13 protein-coding genes are annotated in these 15,564 nt (G+C 60.1%); 9 read left to right on the top strand and 4 right to left on the bottom strand.

Annotated elements, in window-relative coordinates:
* Positions 1–21 precede the first annotated feature (21 nt).
* On the top strand, positions 22–2,892 hold the full coding sequence (locus Q9S52_RS06375; protein WP_304708533.1) for a calcium-translocating P-type ATPase, PMCA-type: 2,871 nt from the start codon (positions 22–24) through the stop codon (positions 2,890–2,892).
* 799 nt (positions 2,893–3,691) lie between these two features.
* Here the strand turns inward: Q9S52_RS06375 and Q9S52_RS06370 are convergent.
* Positions 3,692–3,835 (bottom strand): hypothetical protein, encoded by a 144-nt coding sequence (locus Q9S52_RS06370; protein WP_304708532.1) that lies wholly within the window; start codon positions 3,833–3,835, stop codon positions 3,692–3,694.
* 244 nt (positions 3,836–4,079) lie between these two features.
* On the opposite strand from Q9S52_RS06370, the gene Q9S52_RS06365 reads away from it, so the two are divergent.
* Both Q9S52_RS06365 and Q9S52_RS06360 read left to right on the top strand, forming a co-directional pair.
* The gene (locus tag Q9S52_RS06365; RefSeq protein ID WP_370648994.1) at positions 4,080–5,597 is read left to right on the top strand and encodes a Do family serine endopeptidase; all 1,518 of its coding nucleotides are present in this window, start codon (positions 4,080–4,082) and stop codon (positions 5,595–5,597) included.
* A 181-nt stretch (positions 5,598–5,778) separates the two neighbouring features.
* A complete protein-coding gene (locus tag Q9S52_RS06360) occupies positions 5,779–6,639 on the top strand; it encodes an RNA polymerase sigma factor RpoD/SigA (RefSeq protein ID WP_294594766.1) in 861 nt (286 codons plus the stop codon).
* Between the two features lie 792 nt (positions 6,640–7,431).
* On the opposite strand, the gene Q9S52_RS06355 is transcribed toward Q9S52_RS06360, so the two are convergent.
* Positions 7,432–7,572 carry a hypothetical protein gene (locus Q9S52_RS06355; RefSeq protein WP_304708531.1) on the bottom strand — a complete coding sequence of 47 codons (141 nt, stop codon included), beginning with the start codon at positions 7,570–7,572 and terminating at the stop codon, positions 7,432–7,434.
* Positions 7,573–7,678: 106 nt separating this feature from the next.
* A complete protein-coding gene (locus Q9S52_RS06350; protein WP_304708530.1) occupies positions 7,679–7,894 on the bottom strand; it encodes a hypothetical protein in 216 nt (71 codons plus the stop codon).
* A 74-nt stretch (positions 7,895–7,968) separates the two neighbouring features.
* Here Q9S52_RS06350 and Q9S52_RS06345 point away from each other — a divergent pair, with 74 nt between their 5' ends.
* The 6 genes from Q9S52_RS06345 to Q9S52_RS06320 all read left to right on the top strand — a co-directional run bounded on the left by Q9S52_RS06345 (position 7,969) and on the right by Q9S52_RS06320 (position 14,814).
* Positions 7,969–8,775 (top strand): DUF4382 domain-containing protein, encoded by an 807-nt coding sequence (locus Q9S52_RS06345; RefSeq protein ID WP_304708528.1) that lies wholly within the window; start codon positions 7,969–7,971, stop codon positions 8,773–8,775.
* A gap of 24 nt (positions 8,776–8,799) precedes the next feature.
* Positions 8,800–11,190 carry a BamA/TamA family outer membrane protein gene (locus Q9S52_RS06340; protein WP_304708527.1) on the top strand — a complete coding sequence of 797 codons (2,391 nt, stop codon included), beginning with the start codon at positions 8,800–8,802 and terminating at the stop codon, positions 11,188–11,190.
* A gap of 263 nt (positions 11,191–11,453) precedes the next feature.
* Positions 11,454–12,680 (top strand): methionine adenosyltransferase, encoded by a 1,227-nt coding sequence (gene metK, locus Q9S52_RS06335; protein WP_304708526.1) that lies wholly within the window; start codon positions 11,454–11,456, stop codon positions 12,678–12,680.
* Between the two features lie 192 nt (positions 12,681–12,872).
* Complete coding sequence (locus tag Q9S52_RS06330) at positions 12,873–13,445, top strand: L-threonylcarbamoyladenylate synthase (RefSeq protein WP_304708525.1); 573 nt, start codon at positions 12,873–12,875, stop codon at positions 13,443–13,445.
* A 31-nt stretch (positions 13,446–13,476) separates the two neighbouring features.
* Positions 13,477–13,884 (top strand): thioesterase family protein, encoded by a 408-nt coding sequence (locus Q9S52_RS06325; RefSeq protein ID WP_297623913.1) that lies wholly within the window; start codon positions 13,477–13,479, stop codon positions 13,882–13,884.
* Positions 13,885–13,950: 66 nt separating this feature from the next.
* On the top strand, positions 13,951–14,814 hold the full coding sequence (locus Q9S52_RS06320; RefSeq protein ID WP_297623916.1) for a menaquinone biosynthetic enzyme MqnA/MqnD family protein: 864 nt from the start codon (positions 13,951–13,953) through the stop codon (positions 14,812–14,814).
* A 502-nt stretch (positions 14,815–15,316) separates the two neighbouring features.
* Here the strand turns inward: Q9S52_RS06320 and Q9S52_RS06315 are convergent.
* Positions 15,317–15,564, bottom strand: a 248-nt coding sequence (locus Q9S52_RS06315; protein WP_304708524.1) for a hypothetical protein, incomplete at its 5' end; no start/stop codon positions are given.

The following is a 15,564-nucleotide window of genomic DNA, read 5'->3' as shown; positions in this document are numbered from 1 at the left end:
CTTTAGAAGAAGTATTTTGTTATGACACACCGAGGATTGAGCGCCCGCGAAGTCGAAGCGAGCCGGGCCGAACACGGCGAGAATGTGCTGACCCCTCCGCCGCGGACGCCGTTGTGGAAACTGTTTTTGGGTAAATTTTCCGACCCCGTTATCCGGATTCTGCTGATCGCCGCTTTTCTGTCGTTGGGCATCTCGTTCGTCCACGGCGAATATTATGAAACCGTCGGGATATTCTGCGCCATTTTTCTGGCCACCGGCGTCTCGTTCTGGTTCGAAGTCGATGCCGCCCGCAAATTCGACCTCCTCAACCAGGTGAACGACGACACCCCGGTGCGGGTGATCCGCGACGGACAGGTGCGCGAGGTGGGGAAACGGGAAATCGTGGTCGGCGACATCATCCTGCTCGAAACCGGCGACGAGGTGCCGGCCGATGCGGAGCTGCTCGAAGCCATGGCCTTGCAGGTCGACGAATCCAACCTGACCGGCGAGCCCTCCGCCTTCAAGACCATCCATTCCGAGGAGTTCCGGCCCGATGCCACCTACCCCGGGAACCTCGTCCTGCGCGGGACGAGCGTCATCGAGGGACACGGCGTCGCCCGGGTGGTTCGCGTGGGAGACGCCACCGAGTTCGGGCGTGTGGCCACCCAGGCGACGGTGCAGGCAGAAGAGAATACCCCCCTCAACCGCCAGCTCGAACGGCTGGCCAAGCTGATCGGCGTGGTGGGCTTCGGCCTGGCCGTTTTCACCTTTGCTGCCCTGTTTCTGAAAGACGTTTTCGACGGCCACGACCGCTTTACGTGGGGGCAGCTGGGACTGCTGGGGGCGGTTTTTGCCGGGCTCGCGGTGGCTTCGGTCAAGATGTGGCTGCCGTTGGTTTACGACGCTTTCGAACTGGCCGGACGGCCGCGGCGGATGCCGGCGGGGATTGCGCGGCGGGGATGGTTTTTCTGGCTCTTGTGCGGTTTGCTGGTGTGTGTCGGGATTGCTTCGCTGGGGCTCTTTTTCGGAGTCGATCCGCTGTCGGCTCAGGCTTGGATCGGGCTCGACGCGGCGGGACGGATACTGAACTACTTTATGGTGGCGGTGACTCTGATTGTCGTGGCCGTGCCCGAAGGGTTGCCGATGGCGGTGACGTTGGCGCTGGCGCTGTCGATCCGGAAGATGCTGAAATCCAATAATCTGGTGCGCAAGATGCACGCTTGCGAGACCATGGGGGCCACCACCGTGATCTGTACCGACAAGACGGGGACGCTGACTGCCAACCGGATGAGCGTCGAGGCGGCCCATTTTGATTTCGGTGTTCCGGAAAGTGTTGTGTACGAGGGGATTGCGGTCAATACGACGGCCGAGCTGAACCGCGACGATCCGAGCCGGCCGAAAGCCCTCGGGAATCCGACCGAGGGGGCGTTGCTGCTTTGGCTCGATGCGGCCGGAGAGAGCTATGCCGGGTGGCGCGAACGGGCCGAGGTTATCGCCCGATTGCCGTTCTCGACCCGGAACAAATATATGGCGACGCTTGTTCGCTCTGGGGCGGAGGGGATCGACGGACAAACCGTTTTGTATGTGAAGGGGGCTCCGGAGATCGTTCTGGGGCATTGTGCCGGCCTGTCGGAGGCGCAGCGGACGGAGGTGGAGGCGCAATTGGCCGAATATCAGCAGCAGGCGATGCGGACGTTGGGATTTGCTTATCGGATTTTGCCGGCGGGGGATGAGTCGGCGAAGTATGCTCATGCCGATGCCGAAGCGCTCAAGGCTTTGGTGGCCGAGGGGGGATTGACGTTTGCGGGTTATACGGCGATTATGGATCCGGTGCGGGAGGATGTGCCGGCGGCGGTGGCCGAGTGTATGGAGGCGGGGATTGCCGTCAAGATCGTAACGGGCGATACGCCGGGGACGGCTCGCGAGATCGGTCGTCGGATCGGGCTGTGGGATCCGGCGTCGGACGGCCCGCGGAACGAGATTACGGGCGTCGAGTGGGAGGCTCTCTCGGACGAAGAGGCGTTGGAACGGGCGGCGGAGATCAAGATCATGTCGCGGGCCCGGCCGATGGACAAACAGCGTCTCGTGCAGCTTTTGCAGCGTCGGGGCGAGGTGGTGGCGGTGACGGGCGACGGGACGAACGATGCGCCGGCCCTGAACTTCGCCAACGTAGGTTTATCGATGGGGAGCGGCACGTCGGTGGCGCGCGAGGCGAGCGACATCACGCTGCTGGACGACTCGTTCGCCAGCATCGCCACGGCGGTGATGTGGGGGCGATCGGTTTACCGGAATATCCAGCGGTTTGTCCTGTTCCAGCTGACCATCAATGTGGCGGCGTTGACGATCGTTTTTCTGGGGTCGTTGCTGGGGTTCGCCCTGCCGCTGACGGTGACCCAGATGCTGTGGGTCAACCTGATTATGGACACCTTTGCGGCGGGCGCCTTGGCGTCGTTGCCTCCGGATCAGCGCGAGATGTCGCATCGGCCGCGGCGGACGACCGATTTTATCATCACGCCTGTCATGCGCCGGTCGATCCTCTGGACGGGCTTCGGTTTCGTGGCGGTTCTGCTGGGCTTGCTGGCTTGGTTCGAGCACACCGGCGGAGGGGTGACGGCGTATGAATTGTCACTCTTTTTTACGGTATTCGTGTTGTTGCAGTTCTGGAATATGTTCAATGCGAAGGCTTATGCGAGTGGTCGTTCGGCGTTCCATGGTTTGTGGCACGACACGGGTTTCCTGCTGGTCGCGGCTTTGATCGTGATCGGCCAGGTGGTGATCGTTTCGTTCGGCGGCGAAGTGTTCCGGGTCGTTCCGTTGTCGTTGAGGGATTGGGCGATCGCGATCGGAGCGACATCGGCAGTGTTGTGGATCGGCGAGGCGCTTCGTCTCATCCGTTCGCGGCGTCGGGCGTAGGGGCAGGCTGTCAGTTGAAATGCGTCAGCATTTCCCGTCCACGGGACGTGTGGCCCGCTTGGCCGACGCGTTCGCGTCATGGCGCGCGGCCGTTATTACTTTCCAGTTGCTCGCGTGTCGCCGCCTAAAGAGGGAAATCGTCAAAATGCGCTGACGCGTTTTGACAGGATTTCCCAAGGCGCGCGAAAAGCGCGGCGGAGCGACAGCGGAGCCGCAGTGAGGCGCATACGGGGCGGAGAATTGGGTCGAGCTTTGGGCTGTGCTTGTTCTTCGGGCGGGAAAAACCGATTACGGTTTTCCCGCCGCGCCGGGCCGAGCTTCTGCGGCTGCGCAGTTCGCCGCCACCCCAAGCGGCGGACTGCAACTCGACGGGGCTCGTTGCACTCACCGCTGGCGGCGACCCGCTTAAACCAAAAGCGAATAGCGCGATTCAGAGAATCGCCGTCCTCGGCGAGAGCGACGCAATAGCGGCGCGAGGGGGGCGCGCCGAGGACGAATGTTACCAAATTAGGTCGAGCTCTTGCGACCCTTTGGGTCGCTCGGGCCGGCCGCCTGCCTACGGGCGGCCCGCAACACGCCGCTTACGCGTCGAGAGTTGCCGTTCCTCCCGGGCGCCCGGCCCACTTCAGTCAAGAATGAATGTTAAGGGTCGGAGCCAGCGTGGCCGGAACAAGCTTTGCGAAGTTGCAGGCCTACGCCTGAGGTGGCTCCGGCCCGGGCGGTTCTTCGAACCGCAGGGATACACTCAAAACGCAAATAGGGTAACTCCAACCCTTTGCCCACCGCGGGCCCGCGGCGTTTATTCCGAGAGGCACCGCAACTGAAAACCGTAGGTACGGTAGCCCGAGTGGCTGGCATTGAGAGACTGCGAATGGAAATTCAAAGCCAAACCGTTGATGCCGATCGTGGAAGACCAGCCGAACCCACTGTTGCCTATGACCACCGCTAGCCCCGAAGTATGATAGCGGTAGCCCGGGGCGGCACCCGAAAGAGAGTCGCCTGCCACAACCCTGCCACAGCCCCGTAACAAAAAGCATCGCCCCGCCCCGACAAATCGCCCCTCGGACATACCATTTCCGCTCCCCCTTACGTTTTTAAATCCACCGGACGGTACGAACCGCCCTAAAAATCAGAAACAGCTTCGATTGCCTATGGGAGAAAATCACTCCGCAGCATAAATTATTAGTATGATGAAAAAACGATGGATGATTCTGAGCCTGACCCTCTCCGTAGCCGCAGGCTCGCTGGCCGCTTACACCGTGAGTCGGCTGACCGCGTCGCATGATGCTCCCCGTGCTACCGCCGTGACCTACGACGGCGAGACCGCCCGGACACATTTCGCCTCCGCACCGGCAGAAAGTGCCACACAAGGCCTTTTGCCCGACTTCACCACCGCCGCCGAACAAGGCGTCGAAGCCGTAGTCAATATCGAAAACCGGCAGAAACTGAAAGTGCAACGCCTTTCCAGTCCTTTTGGCGGCGGCGGTTTTGACCCCTTCGAATTCTTTTTCGGGCCCCAGGGCGGCCAGCAGCCCCAGAGCCAGCCCGAAGAGCAGGAACGACGCTCCGGAGGTTCCGGCGTGATTATTTCGCCCGATGGATACATCGTCTCCAACAACCACGTCGTCGAGGGAGCCAGCGAACTGATCGTCACTCTCCACGACGGGACTACCCATAAGGCCACGCTGGTCGGGAGCGATCCGTCGACCGATATCGCCCTGTTGAAAATCGACGCTACAGGGTTGAAAACCATCTCATTCGGCGACTCCGAAGCCTTGCGGCTCGGCGAATGGGTGCTCGCCATCGGGAATCCCTTCGGGCTCACCTCGACCGTCACCGCCGGCATCGTCAGCGCCAAAGGGCGCAGCCTCGGCGTGATCCCCTCCCAGATGGGAGTCGAATCCTTTATCCAGACCGACGCCGCCGTCAATCCCGGCAACAGCGGCGGAGCTCTCATTACGACCGAAGGGAAACTCATCGGCATCAACACCGTCATTAAATCGCCGACCGGAGCCTATGCCGGATACTCGTTCGCCATCCCCTCCTCCATCGTGCGCAAAGTGGTGACCGACCTGCGTGAATACGGCGTCGTACAGCGCGCCATGCTCGGCATCTCGTTCCAGGCCGCTACCCCCGAGTGGGTCGAACGCTTCGGCAAAGAGAAAGGCATTACCGAACCGGGCGGAATCTACGTAGCGGAAGTGACGACCGACGGCGCAGCCGAAGCCGCAGGCATTAAATCGGGTGACGTCATGACCCATATCGACGGTCGTCCGATGAACACCACCGCCGACGTGCAGGAGACCATCGCGAAGCTGCGGCCCAACGACAAGATTCGTGTGACCATCCGGCGCAACGGTGCGACCAAAGAGTATGACGTGGTGCTGCGCAACCGGGCCGGCAAGACCGAACTCGTCCGGAAAGACGACGCTAACCTGCTCGAAGAGCTCGGCGCCACCTTCCGCGAAGTGACCGACAAACAGAAAAAAGAGCTCAATATTCGCGGCGGGATTCAGGTCGTCGAACTCAAAGAGGGCGGCCTTCTCGCGAAATCCCGCGTGCGGCGCGGCTTCATCATCACCGCCATCAACGACCGGGCGATTACCGAAGTCAGCGACCTGAACCGCATCACCGACAAAGTGCAATCCATCGACGGCATCTATCCCGACGGCCGGATGGTCAGCTACCAGGCCTTGGGTCAATAGCCCTCGGAGGGGTGTGCACACGACGATAACCACCACTTAACCGGCCGGCGGAATCTCCGTGATCCGAGAGGATTTTTCCGCTCCGGCCGGTTAAATTTTGCAAAGGGCGAAACAAAAAAACAGTTCCAACGTATAACATAGCGTTCACCCTTCCGAAATTTCATACACAAGTCATATTTCCATGAGACAGCTGAAAATTACCAAATCCATCACCAATCGCGAGAGCGCGTCGCTCGACAAATACCTTCAGGAGATTGGGCGCGAGGATTTGATAACCGTCGAAGAAGAGGTCGAGTTGGCCCAGCGCATCAAAAAAGGCGACCAGGAGGCCCTCGAAAAGCTCACCAAGGCCAATCTTCGGTTCGTGGTGTCCGTGGCCAAACAATACCAGAATCAGGGGCTTACGCTTCCGGACTTGATCAACGAAGGGAACCTCGGGCTCATCAAGGCAGCCGAAAAGTTCGATGAGACGCGGGGGTTCAAATTCATCTCGTATGCCGTGTGGTGGATCCGGCAATCTATCTTGCAGGCCTTGGCGGAACAGTCGCGTATCGTGCGTCTGCCCCTCAACCAGGTCGGATCGCTCAACAAAATCAACAAGGCATTCGCCCGGTTCGAACAGGAAAACGAACGCACCCCGTCGCCGGAAGAGCTCGCCAAAGTGCTCGACCTGCCGAAAGAGAAGGTCGCCGATACGCTCCGGGTATCGGGCCGGCATGTGTCGGTCGATGCTCCGTTTGCCGAAGGCGAGGACAACAGCCTGCTCGACGTGCTGGTGAACAACGACTCGCCCAACGCCGACCGCAGTTTGATTAACGAGTCGCTGTCGACCGAGGTGGATCGTGCGCTCTCGACCCTGACGGAGCGGGAGCGGGATATCGTGAAATATTTCTTCGGGATCGGCACGGCCGAGATGACCCTCGAAGAGATCGGAGAGCAGTTCGGTCTGACCCGCGAACGGGTGCGGCAGATCAAAGAGAAGGCGATTCGCCGGTTGCGCCACAGCTCGCGGAGCAAACAGCTTAAGACCTATCTGGGATAGGCCGGATGGGTCGAGGCGGGGATTTGCGTCCTTTGTTCTCAGCAATAATTTTTGGAGACGGGAGGCTTTGCTATCTGAGAATGGCAGTGCCTCCTCTCTTTTTTAGTGTTTGGGGTTTTCGCTTTGGATAAGATTTTTCAAGCGCGCGAACGAAGATAGAGGCTGCCGCGTTGGTTAAGGCCGCCGGCAGCTTGAGGATGCGAAGCATCCGTCTAAAGTTTGGCTTCGCCTTCCTCCTCGTCGCTCGGCAATTTGCAAACTATGTTTGCATTGCTCTCGCTGGCAGCGTCGGTTTTCTGGTTCTCTTTGTTCACAAAGAGAACAGTTCCAGCCGGGATAATGACCAGGCGCGCGAAAAAACTCGACCCCGTCAAAAAGTCGTCGCCCGCCCGCCTAAATGGGGATTTCGCTCGTTTTGCGTCAGCAAAATCGAGATGAAATCCCAGCGGGCGACGCAAATGCGGCGGAGCGTAAGCGGAGCCGCAATGAGGCGGACACGGGGCGGAGAACTGGGCTGGGCTTTGGGCTGTGATTGTTCTTTGGGCTCGAAAACCGTAGTCGGTTTTCGAGCCGCGCCGGGCCGAGCATGGGGCTGAAATTTGGGCGGTGAGTTGGACTAAACTTGTTGGCCGTGCTCCTGCGACTCGCAGAGTCGCGCGGGCCGGACGCCTCCCCACGGGAGGCCCGCAACACGCCGCTCCGCGTCGAAAATTGCGATACCTCCCGGGCGTCCGCCCCACCAAGGTCAGAAAATAGGGTAGAGGCTGGCATTAAAAGACGCTTAGCGTCCGTTTATTCCGAGAGGTAACGCAACTGATAACCGTGGCCGCGGCTATCCGAACAGCTGGGAACGAGGTTTTGCGAGTTGAGCCACAGGAACTGCCCGCGAATGCCACTGACCGCTGACGACCAGTTGTATCCGCTGGTGCCCACGCCGAGCGGTCTGCCCGCATCGTAGTTGCGGAAGCCCGGGGGTGTTACTCGGCCCTCAATCCCGGCCCCTTTACACTAAATTACTGCCCGTAAACACACGACCCGTTTATTCCGAGAGGCAACGCAACTGACGACCCGTGGCGCGGTTTCCCGCATTGCCCGTAAAGAAACTCTGCGTGCTGAACTCCAACGTTATGCCCACAATCCCGTCCGTTGAAGACGACCAATTGTACCCGTCGCACCCGACATTGCCCATCGCCCCCGTGATCCGACCGCGGAGGCCCGGGGCGGGGCGAACGGCGCGCGAAAATCCGTAGAGCACTCCGCCAAAGCCGCCTCGATCCCTAAATCACAATAACGCAGCGGGAAACCGAGAAAAACGGTAACTTTGCAACTATGGTACGTCAGATATTCAAAACCCTCGGCCTCCTCTCTATCCTTTTGTGGCTCGGCGCATGCAGCGACGTGAACGACCGGAACCGGCTCTCCGTCTACGTGTGCGACGCCCCGGCCGACTACACCGCCCTCGACTGCTATGTGGCCGAAGTCGCTGTGCGCGCCGGCGACGGAACGTGGCGGAATCTCGAAATCGCCGACAGCTACCTGCCTCTGATGAACCTCGTGAACGGCAAAATGCAGCTCGTCGCCGAAGGGACGATGCCGCAGGGAGCGGCTTATGACGCCGCCCGGATCGTCTTTTCGACCGAGAAAGCCACCGTGCGCCTCCTCGACCAGACCGTCCCCCTGGCCGTCGATCCGGCCGATGCCACCGTCGTCGTGCCCTTCCCCTCGATGACGATGAACGGCCCCAATCGGCCGCTGCTCTTCGATATCGACCTCGCCGCTTCCGTCGTGGAAGACCCTGCCGCCGAGAGCGGATACCGGTTTCGACCCCGGGTGACTTTCGTTGATACCGATCTTTGCGGAGTGGTGCAGGGCGGCTTGCAGGTCGGCGAGAGCGCCCTCTCGGGACGTGTGCGGATCGAATTCATCGACCCGGCCACGGGGAGCGTCGTCGCTTCGACCTACAGCTCGCTGAATCCCGTCGGAGCCTTTTTTATGCGGCTCCTGCCGGGCGAATATATCTTCCGCGTCGATCCGCGCGCCACGAGCGGCATCCGGCCCTATTCCGCGCCCATTACCATCGCATCGCAGCAGATCACCGACCTCGGAAATATCGTGCTGGAGCGGGTGGATTTATAACGATTTAGCAGTCAGAGATCTCTTATGCCGCTTCTCCGGCCTTTTTCGCTCGTTCGTCTGTTCGCGATCCTTTCGGTCGTCGGACTGCTGGCCTCGTGCCGGACGATGCGGTATGTGCCGGAGGGGAAATACCTCCTGCGCCGGAACATCGTCGAGATCGAAGGCGTGCACAAAGCCTCGCGACGCGAACGCGTGCTGCCCAAAGACCTCATGCCCTATGTCCAGCAGCGGCCCAACAGCCGGCTGCTCGGCGTGGGCATCTACCTCGGGATGTACAACCTCACCGACACCGCCAAACACAGCGGCTGGCAGCGGTTCTGGCGCGAAAAGGTCGGCGAGGCCCCGGTGATCTACGACCCCCGGCAGGCCGAGCGGTCGCGCCAGATGATGCAGCTCTACCTCACCTCGCGCGGCTATCTGGACGGCACCGTGACCGACACCGTCGAATACGCCCGGAGGAAGCGGAAAGCCACCGTGCGCTACGTGGCGCGCGAGGGGAAACCGTACCTCGTCTCGCAGATCCGCTACCGCATCGAAGACGACTTCCTCGAACCCATCATCCTCGAAGACACCGCCTCCGGCCTGCTGAAAATCGGCATGATCTACGACCGCGAAGTCTTCGACGCCGAACGCGAACGCATCAGCGCCCGGTTGCAGAACATGGGCTTCTGGAGCTTCAATAAAGGCTACATCTCCTACACCGTCGATACCGTCGGCTTCGACCACGCCATGCGGCTGACCGTCCACGTGCGGCGGCGCGTCGCCTATATGGATGCCGAGGGGCGGCCCGTGCTCGAAAACCACCCGGTCTATCGCCTCGGCCGGATCGTCGTCAACACCGATTACGACCCCACCCGGTCGCCCGAAGAGCTCGAACGGATGCCTTGGGACACCGTGCGTTACAACGGCATCGACATCCTCTACCTCGACAAACTCCGCCTGCGGGAGTCCATTCTCGCCGGCGCGCTGCGCCTCTCGCCCAACGAACTCTACGACCGAAGCAGCGTCCAGCGCACCTACGACAACATCCGGAACCTGCAATACAGCGCCAATATCCTCTTCACCGAGCTGCCTTACGACACCTTGCGGCCGGTGGAGGTGACCCGCGCGGGCGCGAACGACGGCGGACGCGTCGTGTCGACCACCGAACGCAACCTCGGCTGTCTGATCCAGTGCACCCCCAATACCCGGCAGAACTTCAACGTCGATGCCGAAATCTCCACCACTGCCGACTACTATTCCACCGCCCTGAGCCTTGGCTACCAGAACAAAAACCTCTTCCGCGGGGCGGAGAATTTCACCGTCAACTTCCGCGGCGCCTACGAATTCATGAAAAACAAGGGGCGGCACAACTCCTATGAGTTCGGCGTGAACGTCGGGCTCGACATCCCGCGCTTCCTGCTGCCCATCCGGGCCGACAAACTCGCCAAGTTCCCGTTGCAGAAGACCAATATCTCGATCTCGTACGACATCCAGCGTCGGCCCGACTACGACCGGACGATCGCCGGCGGAACGTTCGGTTACTCCTGGTCGTGGCGCAACGGCGGCCGGTTCCAGATCAACCCGGCGGACATCAACGTGGTTTCCGTGCCGTGGATCGATCCCGACTTCAAGAACAGCATTGAGAACCCCTACCTGCGGAACAGCTACGAATCACAGCTGATAGCCGGGCTCTCGGCAGGGTATTACTTCCAGACCAACCCCAATACCAAGGCCGACAACCTCTCGATCCGGCTCGTGGGAGATATGAACGGAAACCTGTTTCGGGGGCTCACCTCGTGGCTCGGAAAGCGCACCACCATCGACCTGGAGGACTCCGACCACGAGAGCTACTACAAGATTTTCGGCATCCGGTTCGCCCAGTACGCCCGGCTGAGCCTCGACCTCAGCCAGCGCATCAACCTGACCACCACGACCCAGCTGGCCTGGCGGTTTTTCATCGGCGGCGGGGTCGCCTACGGCAACTCGACCACCCTGCCGTTCGAACGGCTCTATTTCGCCGGCGGCGCCAACAGCATGCGCGGGTGGCAGGTGCGGACGCTCGGGCCGGGCGAGACCCTCTACAAACGGGAGACCTATCCCAATCAGTTGGGCGACTTCCGACTGGAGCTCAACCTGGAGTATCGCTTCGCCGTGTTCGGGAATTTCGGCATGGCCGTCTTCGCCGACGCCGGAAACGTCTGGATGAACGCCAAGGGGTCGCCCGCATCGGCCCGTTTCCGGTTCGACAGCTTCTACAAAGAGATCGCCCTCGACACCGGGCTCGGATTCCGCTACGACTTGGGCTTCGTGTTGCTTCGGCTCGACTGGGGGATGAAGCTCCACAATCCCAACGTTCCGCGGCCCGAACGCTGGCACAGCGGTTTCAAACTGAAGGAGACTGCGTTGCATTTCGCCATCGGGCTTCCTTTCTGATCGGCGCGTTTTTCCGATTCCGTAATAATTCGTACCTTTGCGCCGTTCGTTACAACGGACGCAAAGACCCGTGGAGAGATTTGGTCGATTGCAACCACGCGAAAAAATGCTAAAGCACACCTCGTTTTTGACGGCCGTTTCCGGGCCGGACTTTTCGTGCGCTTTTCCCCTCTTTTTTCGTCGTCGGTTCCCTCGCGGCCGGTTTGTCTCTTCGGTTTTGCAGCTGAAACCCGAATCGTTTAACCCGTAAATTTACACGTACCATGTCATACCTGTTCACCTCGGAATCGGTGTCGGAAGGGCACCCCGACAAAGTGGCCGACCAGATTTCGGACGCCATCCTCGACGAATTTCTGCGCCACGACCCCGAAGCGAAAGTCGCCTGCGAGACCCTGTGCACCACGGGGCTCGTCGTCGTCAGCGGCGAGGTCAAATCCAACGCCTATGTTGATATCCAGAACACCGTCCGCGGCGTGATCGAGCGGATCGGCTACACCCATGCCGACTATATGTTCGAATCCAAATCGTGCGGCGTGCTCTCGGCCATCCACGAACAGTCGCCCGACATCAACCAGGGGGTCGAACGTGCCGAACGCGAGGAGCAGGGGGCCGGCGACCAGGGGCTGATGTTCGGCTACGCCTGCCACGAGACCAAAGAGCTCATGCCGGCGTCGCTGATGCTCTCGCACATCCTGCTGATGGAACTGGCCGACATCCGGCGCGAGACGCCGTCGGCGATGCCCTACCTGCGTCCGGACGCCAAATCGCAGGTGACGGTCGAGTACGGCGACGACCACCGTCCGCGGCGCATCCACACGATCGTCGTCTCGACGCAGCACGATCCGGAGGCGACGCAGGAGCAGATCGAGGCGGACGTGCGGAACGTCCTGATCCCCCGGGTGCGACAGCGGCTCGAAAAGCGGGGCAATCAGCTGTTGCTGAGTCTGCTGGGGGACGACTATATCCTGCATGTGAACCCGACGGGCAAGTTCGTGATCGGGGGGCCGCACGGCGATACGGGGGTCACGGGGCGCAAGATCATCGTGGACTCGTATGGCGGTCGGGGGGCGCACGGCGGGGGGGCTTTCTCGGGGAAAGACTCTTCGAAGGTAGACCGCTCGGCGGCTTATGCGACGCGCCATATCGCCAAAAACATGGTGGCAGCGGGCCTTGCGGATGTGGTGTTGGTGCAGGTGGCCTATGCGATCGGGATCGCGCGGCCGGTGAGTGTTTTTGTGGATACGTTCGGGACGTCGAAACTGCCGGCTGCGGTTTCGGACGGCGAGATCGCGGCGAAGATCGCGGAGTTGTTCGACTTGCGTCCGGCGAAGATCGTCGAACGCTATGGCTTGAAACAGCCGATTTTCCTGCCGACGGCTTCCTACGGCCATTTCGGCCGGGAACCGTATGTGGAAAACGGTGTCCAGTTTTTCGCCTGGGAAAAACTGGACGAGGTGGAACGCCTCCGCACGGCTTTCGGCCTCCGGTAGTTTAACCGTTCGATTACTGTGTCTACCCGGCTGGAACCGTACCTTTCTTGAAAGAAAGGTACCCAACATAACTGGGTAGACACGGCCAGAGCATCCCGCAGGGATGCGCTCTAAAGTTTTTTTGGTTCTTTTTGTGAATAAAAAGAACAGTACCCTCCCGGGCAAGTACAGAAAACGAAGATTAAATATAGTATGGACGAACAGATACAGGCCTGTGTGGCCGTTTTGAAGCGCGGCGGGACCATTCTTTATCCTACCGACACCGTGTGGGGCGTAGGGTGCGACGCCACCCATGCAGAAGCCGTCGCCCGCCTTTTCGCCCTCAAGCAGCGCGAAGAAACCAAAGGCATGATCGTGTTGCTCGACCGGCCGGAGCAAGTCGTGCGTTGGGTGCAGGAAGTGCCGAGTGTGGCATGGGAATTGTGGGAAGCCGCCGAAGGGGCTGAGCCCCTGACCCTGATCCTGCCCGAAGGGCGCGGATTCGCCGAGAACCTCTTGCCGCCCGAGAAGAGCGTCGCGATTCGGTTGGTGCAGAACGAGTTTTGCCGTCGCGTGATCCATCGGTTGGGACGTCCGTTAGTCTCGACCTCCGCCAACGTGAGCGGCGAAAAGACCCCCGCCACCTATGCCGAGATTTCTGACGCTATTCGGAACGGCGTGGACTGGGTGGCCGATCCGGCGATGGAGGAGCCGACAGCGACCCATCGTGCCTCGTCCGTCATCGCCCTCGACACCGACGGCGGATTCCGCATCGTGCGGCCTTGAGAAACGCAGACTAAAAAATACACCAACCACCATGATTACGACGCCCATTCAGCTCCGATTCAACGACATCGATATTCAGGGGCATATGTATAACGGTCAGTATCAGCATATTTTCGACCTCGGAAAGAACGAATATTTCGAGCGTATACTCGGCATCGAACAGATGGACGGCGCACAGACCGTCGTAACCGCCAGCTCGACCACCAACTTCTACGTTCCCGTCGGGATGAAAGACCGGATCGTTATCCGCACCGGTATCGAACGGGTCGGTACCAAGAGTTTCACCGTCTTTCAGGAGATGATCGACCTCGACACCGACACCGTGAAGGCCGACAGTCGGACCGTGCTGGTGGGCTGGAACGCCGTGACGAAGGAGAGTTTCGCCATCCCTGACGCGTGGCGCGAAAAAATAGCACGCGAAGAGCGGTTTCCCCAATAAAAATGTCTACCTTCGCCGTGAAAACCGAAGTACCATCAAACTCTATCCCTATGGGTGACGATCCCGGTGAGAATTACTGCTGTATCCTACCTGAACACGCTGCCGTTCATCTACGGCATCGAACAGCAGGCGGCGGTCTCTTCTGCGCTTTCGACCGAGGAAGCGGGACGGCTGCTTGCAGGGGAGGGTATTGCCCTTTCGCTTCGGGTGCCGGCTCTGTGTGCCGCTGATGCCGTCGACGGGAAGACCGATATCGCGCTGGTTCCCACGGCGGTGATTCCCCGGATTCCGGGATTCTCTATTTCTTCTGTTTTTCAGTCTTTTGAGCCGTCCGATCGTTCGTCGTCGGCCTTTACACCTCGAATCATAACCGACTACTGTATCGGCGCGGAAGGCGCGGTCGATACGGTGGTTTTGTTGTCGGACACGCCACTGGCCGGTATCCGGCATGTATATCTCGACTCGCATTCGCGCACTTCGGTGCAATTGGTGCGGGTGTTGGCGCGCGAATATTGGCGGATCGAACCGGAGTGGATCGATTCGGCCGATTGTTCAAGAAAATTGCAGCCCGGCGAGGCGATGGTTGCCATTGGCGACAAGGTCTTTGCACTGCGTGAAGAACATCGTTATGCTTATTGTTACGATTTGGCGCAGGAGTGGAGCGATTTTACAGGCGGGCTTCCGTTCGTTTTTGCGGCGTGGGTGGCCTGTACCGAAGCGGGGTCGGAGTTTGCGCCGACTCTGAATCGGGCGTTGGCTTACGGGGTGGAGCATGTCGCCGAGTCGATCACCGGAACGGTCAATCGTTCGCGGGATTTCGATGTCGGAACGGCTTACAACTACCTGACGCGGGCGATTAAGTTTCGGCTCGATGATCGGAAACGAGCGGCGATGCGTCTTTTCTGGGAAAAAGTCATCACCCCCGGGTGACTCTCTTCTTCGAATCACTCTATTTATTAATTAATCGTTCGTTTTCATTAAGAATCGGCAGGGTGCGCTTGAGGAGGGACATTGTTTGGGGGCCGAGGCAGCCGTTAGTTGTTGGGGCCGAGGCTGCCATAGCGAAACGCAGTTTCGCCCGTCCCGCCGGGGTCACCCGGACGCCGCCCGCGCAGGGCAGTTTCCTCAAACCAACCGCGCGCCGCCGCCAAAAGAAGCGATTCAACTATTTTGCCTCAGCAAAATAGAATGAATCGCAGGCGCGCGGTTAAAGGGTTGACTCAAAGCGATTCAGAGTTCATCCGCGCGCGACTGCTGGAGTAGGAAATCATTCAAACGCGAATGATGCGTTTGAATAAGATTTCCGCCAGCGCGCGGACAAAGAACGGGGGTAGAGGCTGCCAGTGGAAATGCGTAAGCATTTCCCGTCCACGGGACGTGGGGCCCGCGCGGCCCGAGCGCAGTACCCTCAAACTAAAACGCGCGCCAACGCCTAAAGACGCGCGAAAAAACTTGCCCACTCACGAAAACTCCGTCGCCCGCCCGCGTAAAGAGGGATTTCACTCGTTTTGCGATGAGCAAAATCGAGATGAAATCCCAGCGGGCGACGGTAAAACGCGGCGGAGCGAAAGCGGAGCCGCAGTGAGGCGCACACGGGGCGGAGAATTGGGCTGTGACTGTTCTTCGGGCGGGAAAACCGGTTACGGTTTTCCCGCCGCGCCAGGCCGAGCATGGGGCTGT

Source organism: uncultured Rikenella sp. (assembly GCF_948810725.1).
GTDB lineage: Bacteria > Bacteroidota > Bacteroidia > Bacteroidales > Rikenellaceae > Rikenella.
This window is presented reverse-complemented; position numbering and strand designations above follow the sequence as displayed.

Coding starts and splice junctions, on each gene's coding strand:
- Q9S52_RS06375 (WP_304708533.1), top strand. CDS start 22: ATGACACACCGAGGATTGAGCGCCCGCGAAGTCGAAGCGAGCCGGGCC.
- Q9S52_RS06365 (WP_370648994.1), top strand. CDS start 4,080: ATGATGAAAAAACGATGGATGATTCTGAGCCTGACCCTCTCCGTAGCC.
- Q9S52_RS06360 (WP_294594766.1), top strand. CDS start 5,779: ATGAGACAGCTGAAAATTACCAAATCCATCACCAATCGCGAGAGCGCG.
- Q9S52_RS06345 (WP_304708528.1), top strand. CDS start 7,969: ATGGTACGTCAGATATTCAAAACCCTCGGCCTCCTCTCTATCCTTTTG.
- Q9S52_RS06340 (WP_304708527.1), top strand. CDS start 8,800: ATGCCGCTTCTCCGGCCTTTTTCGCTCGTTCGTCTGTTCGCGATCCTT.
- metK (WP_304708526.1), top strand. CDS start 11,454: ATGTCATACCTGTTCACCTCGGAATCGGTGTCGGAAGGGCACCCCGAC.
- Q9S52_RS06330 (WP_304708525.1), top strand. CDS start 12,873: ATGGACGAACAGATACAGGCCTGTGTGGCCGTTTTGAAGCGCGGCGGG.
- Q9S52_RS06325 (WP_297623913.1), top strand. CDS start 13,477: ATGATTACGACGCCCATTCAGCTCCGATTCAACGACATCGATATTCAG.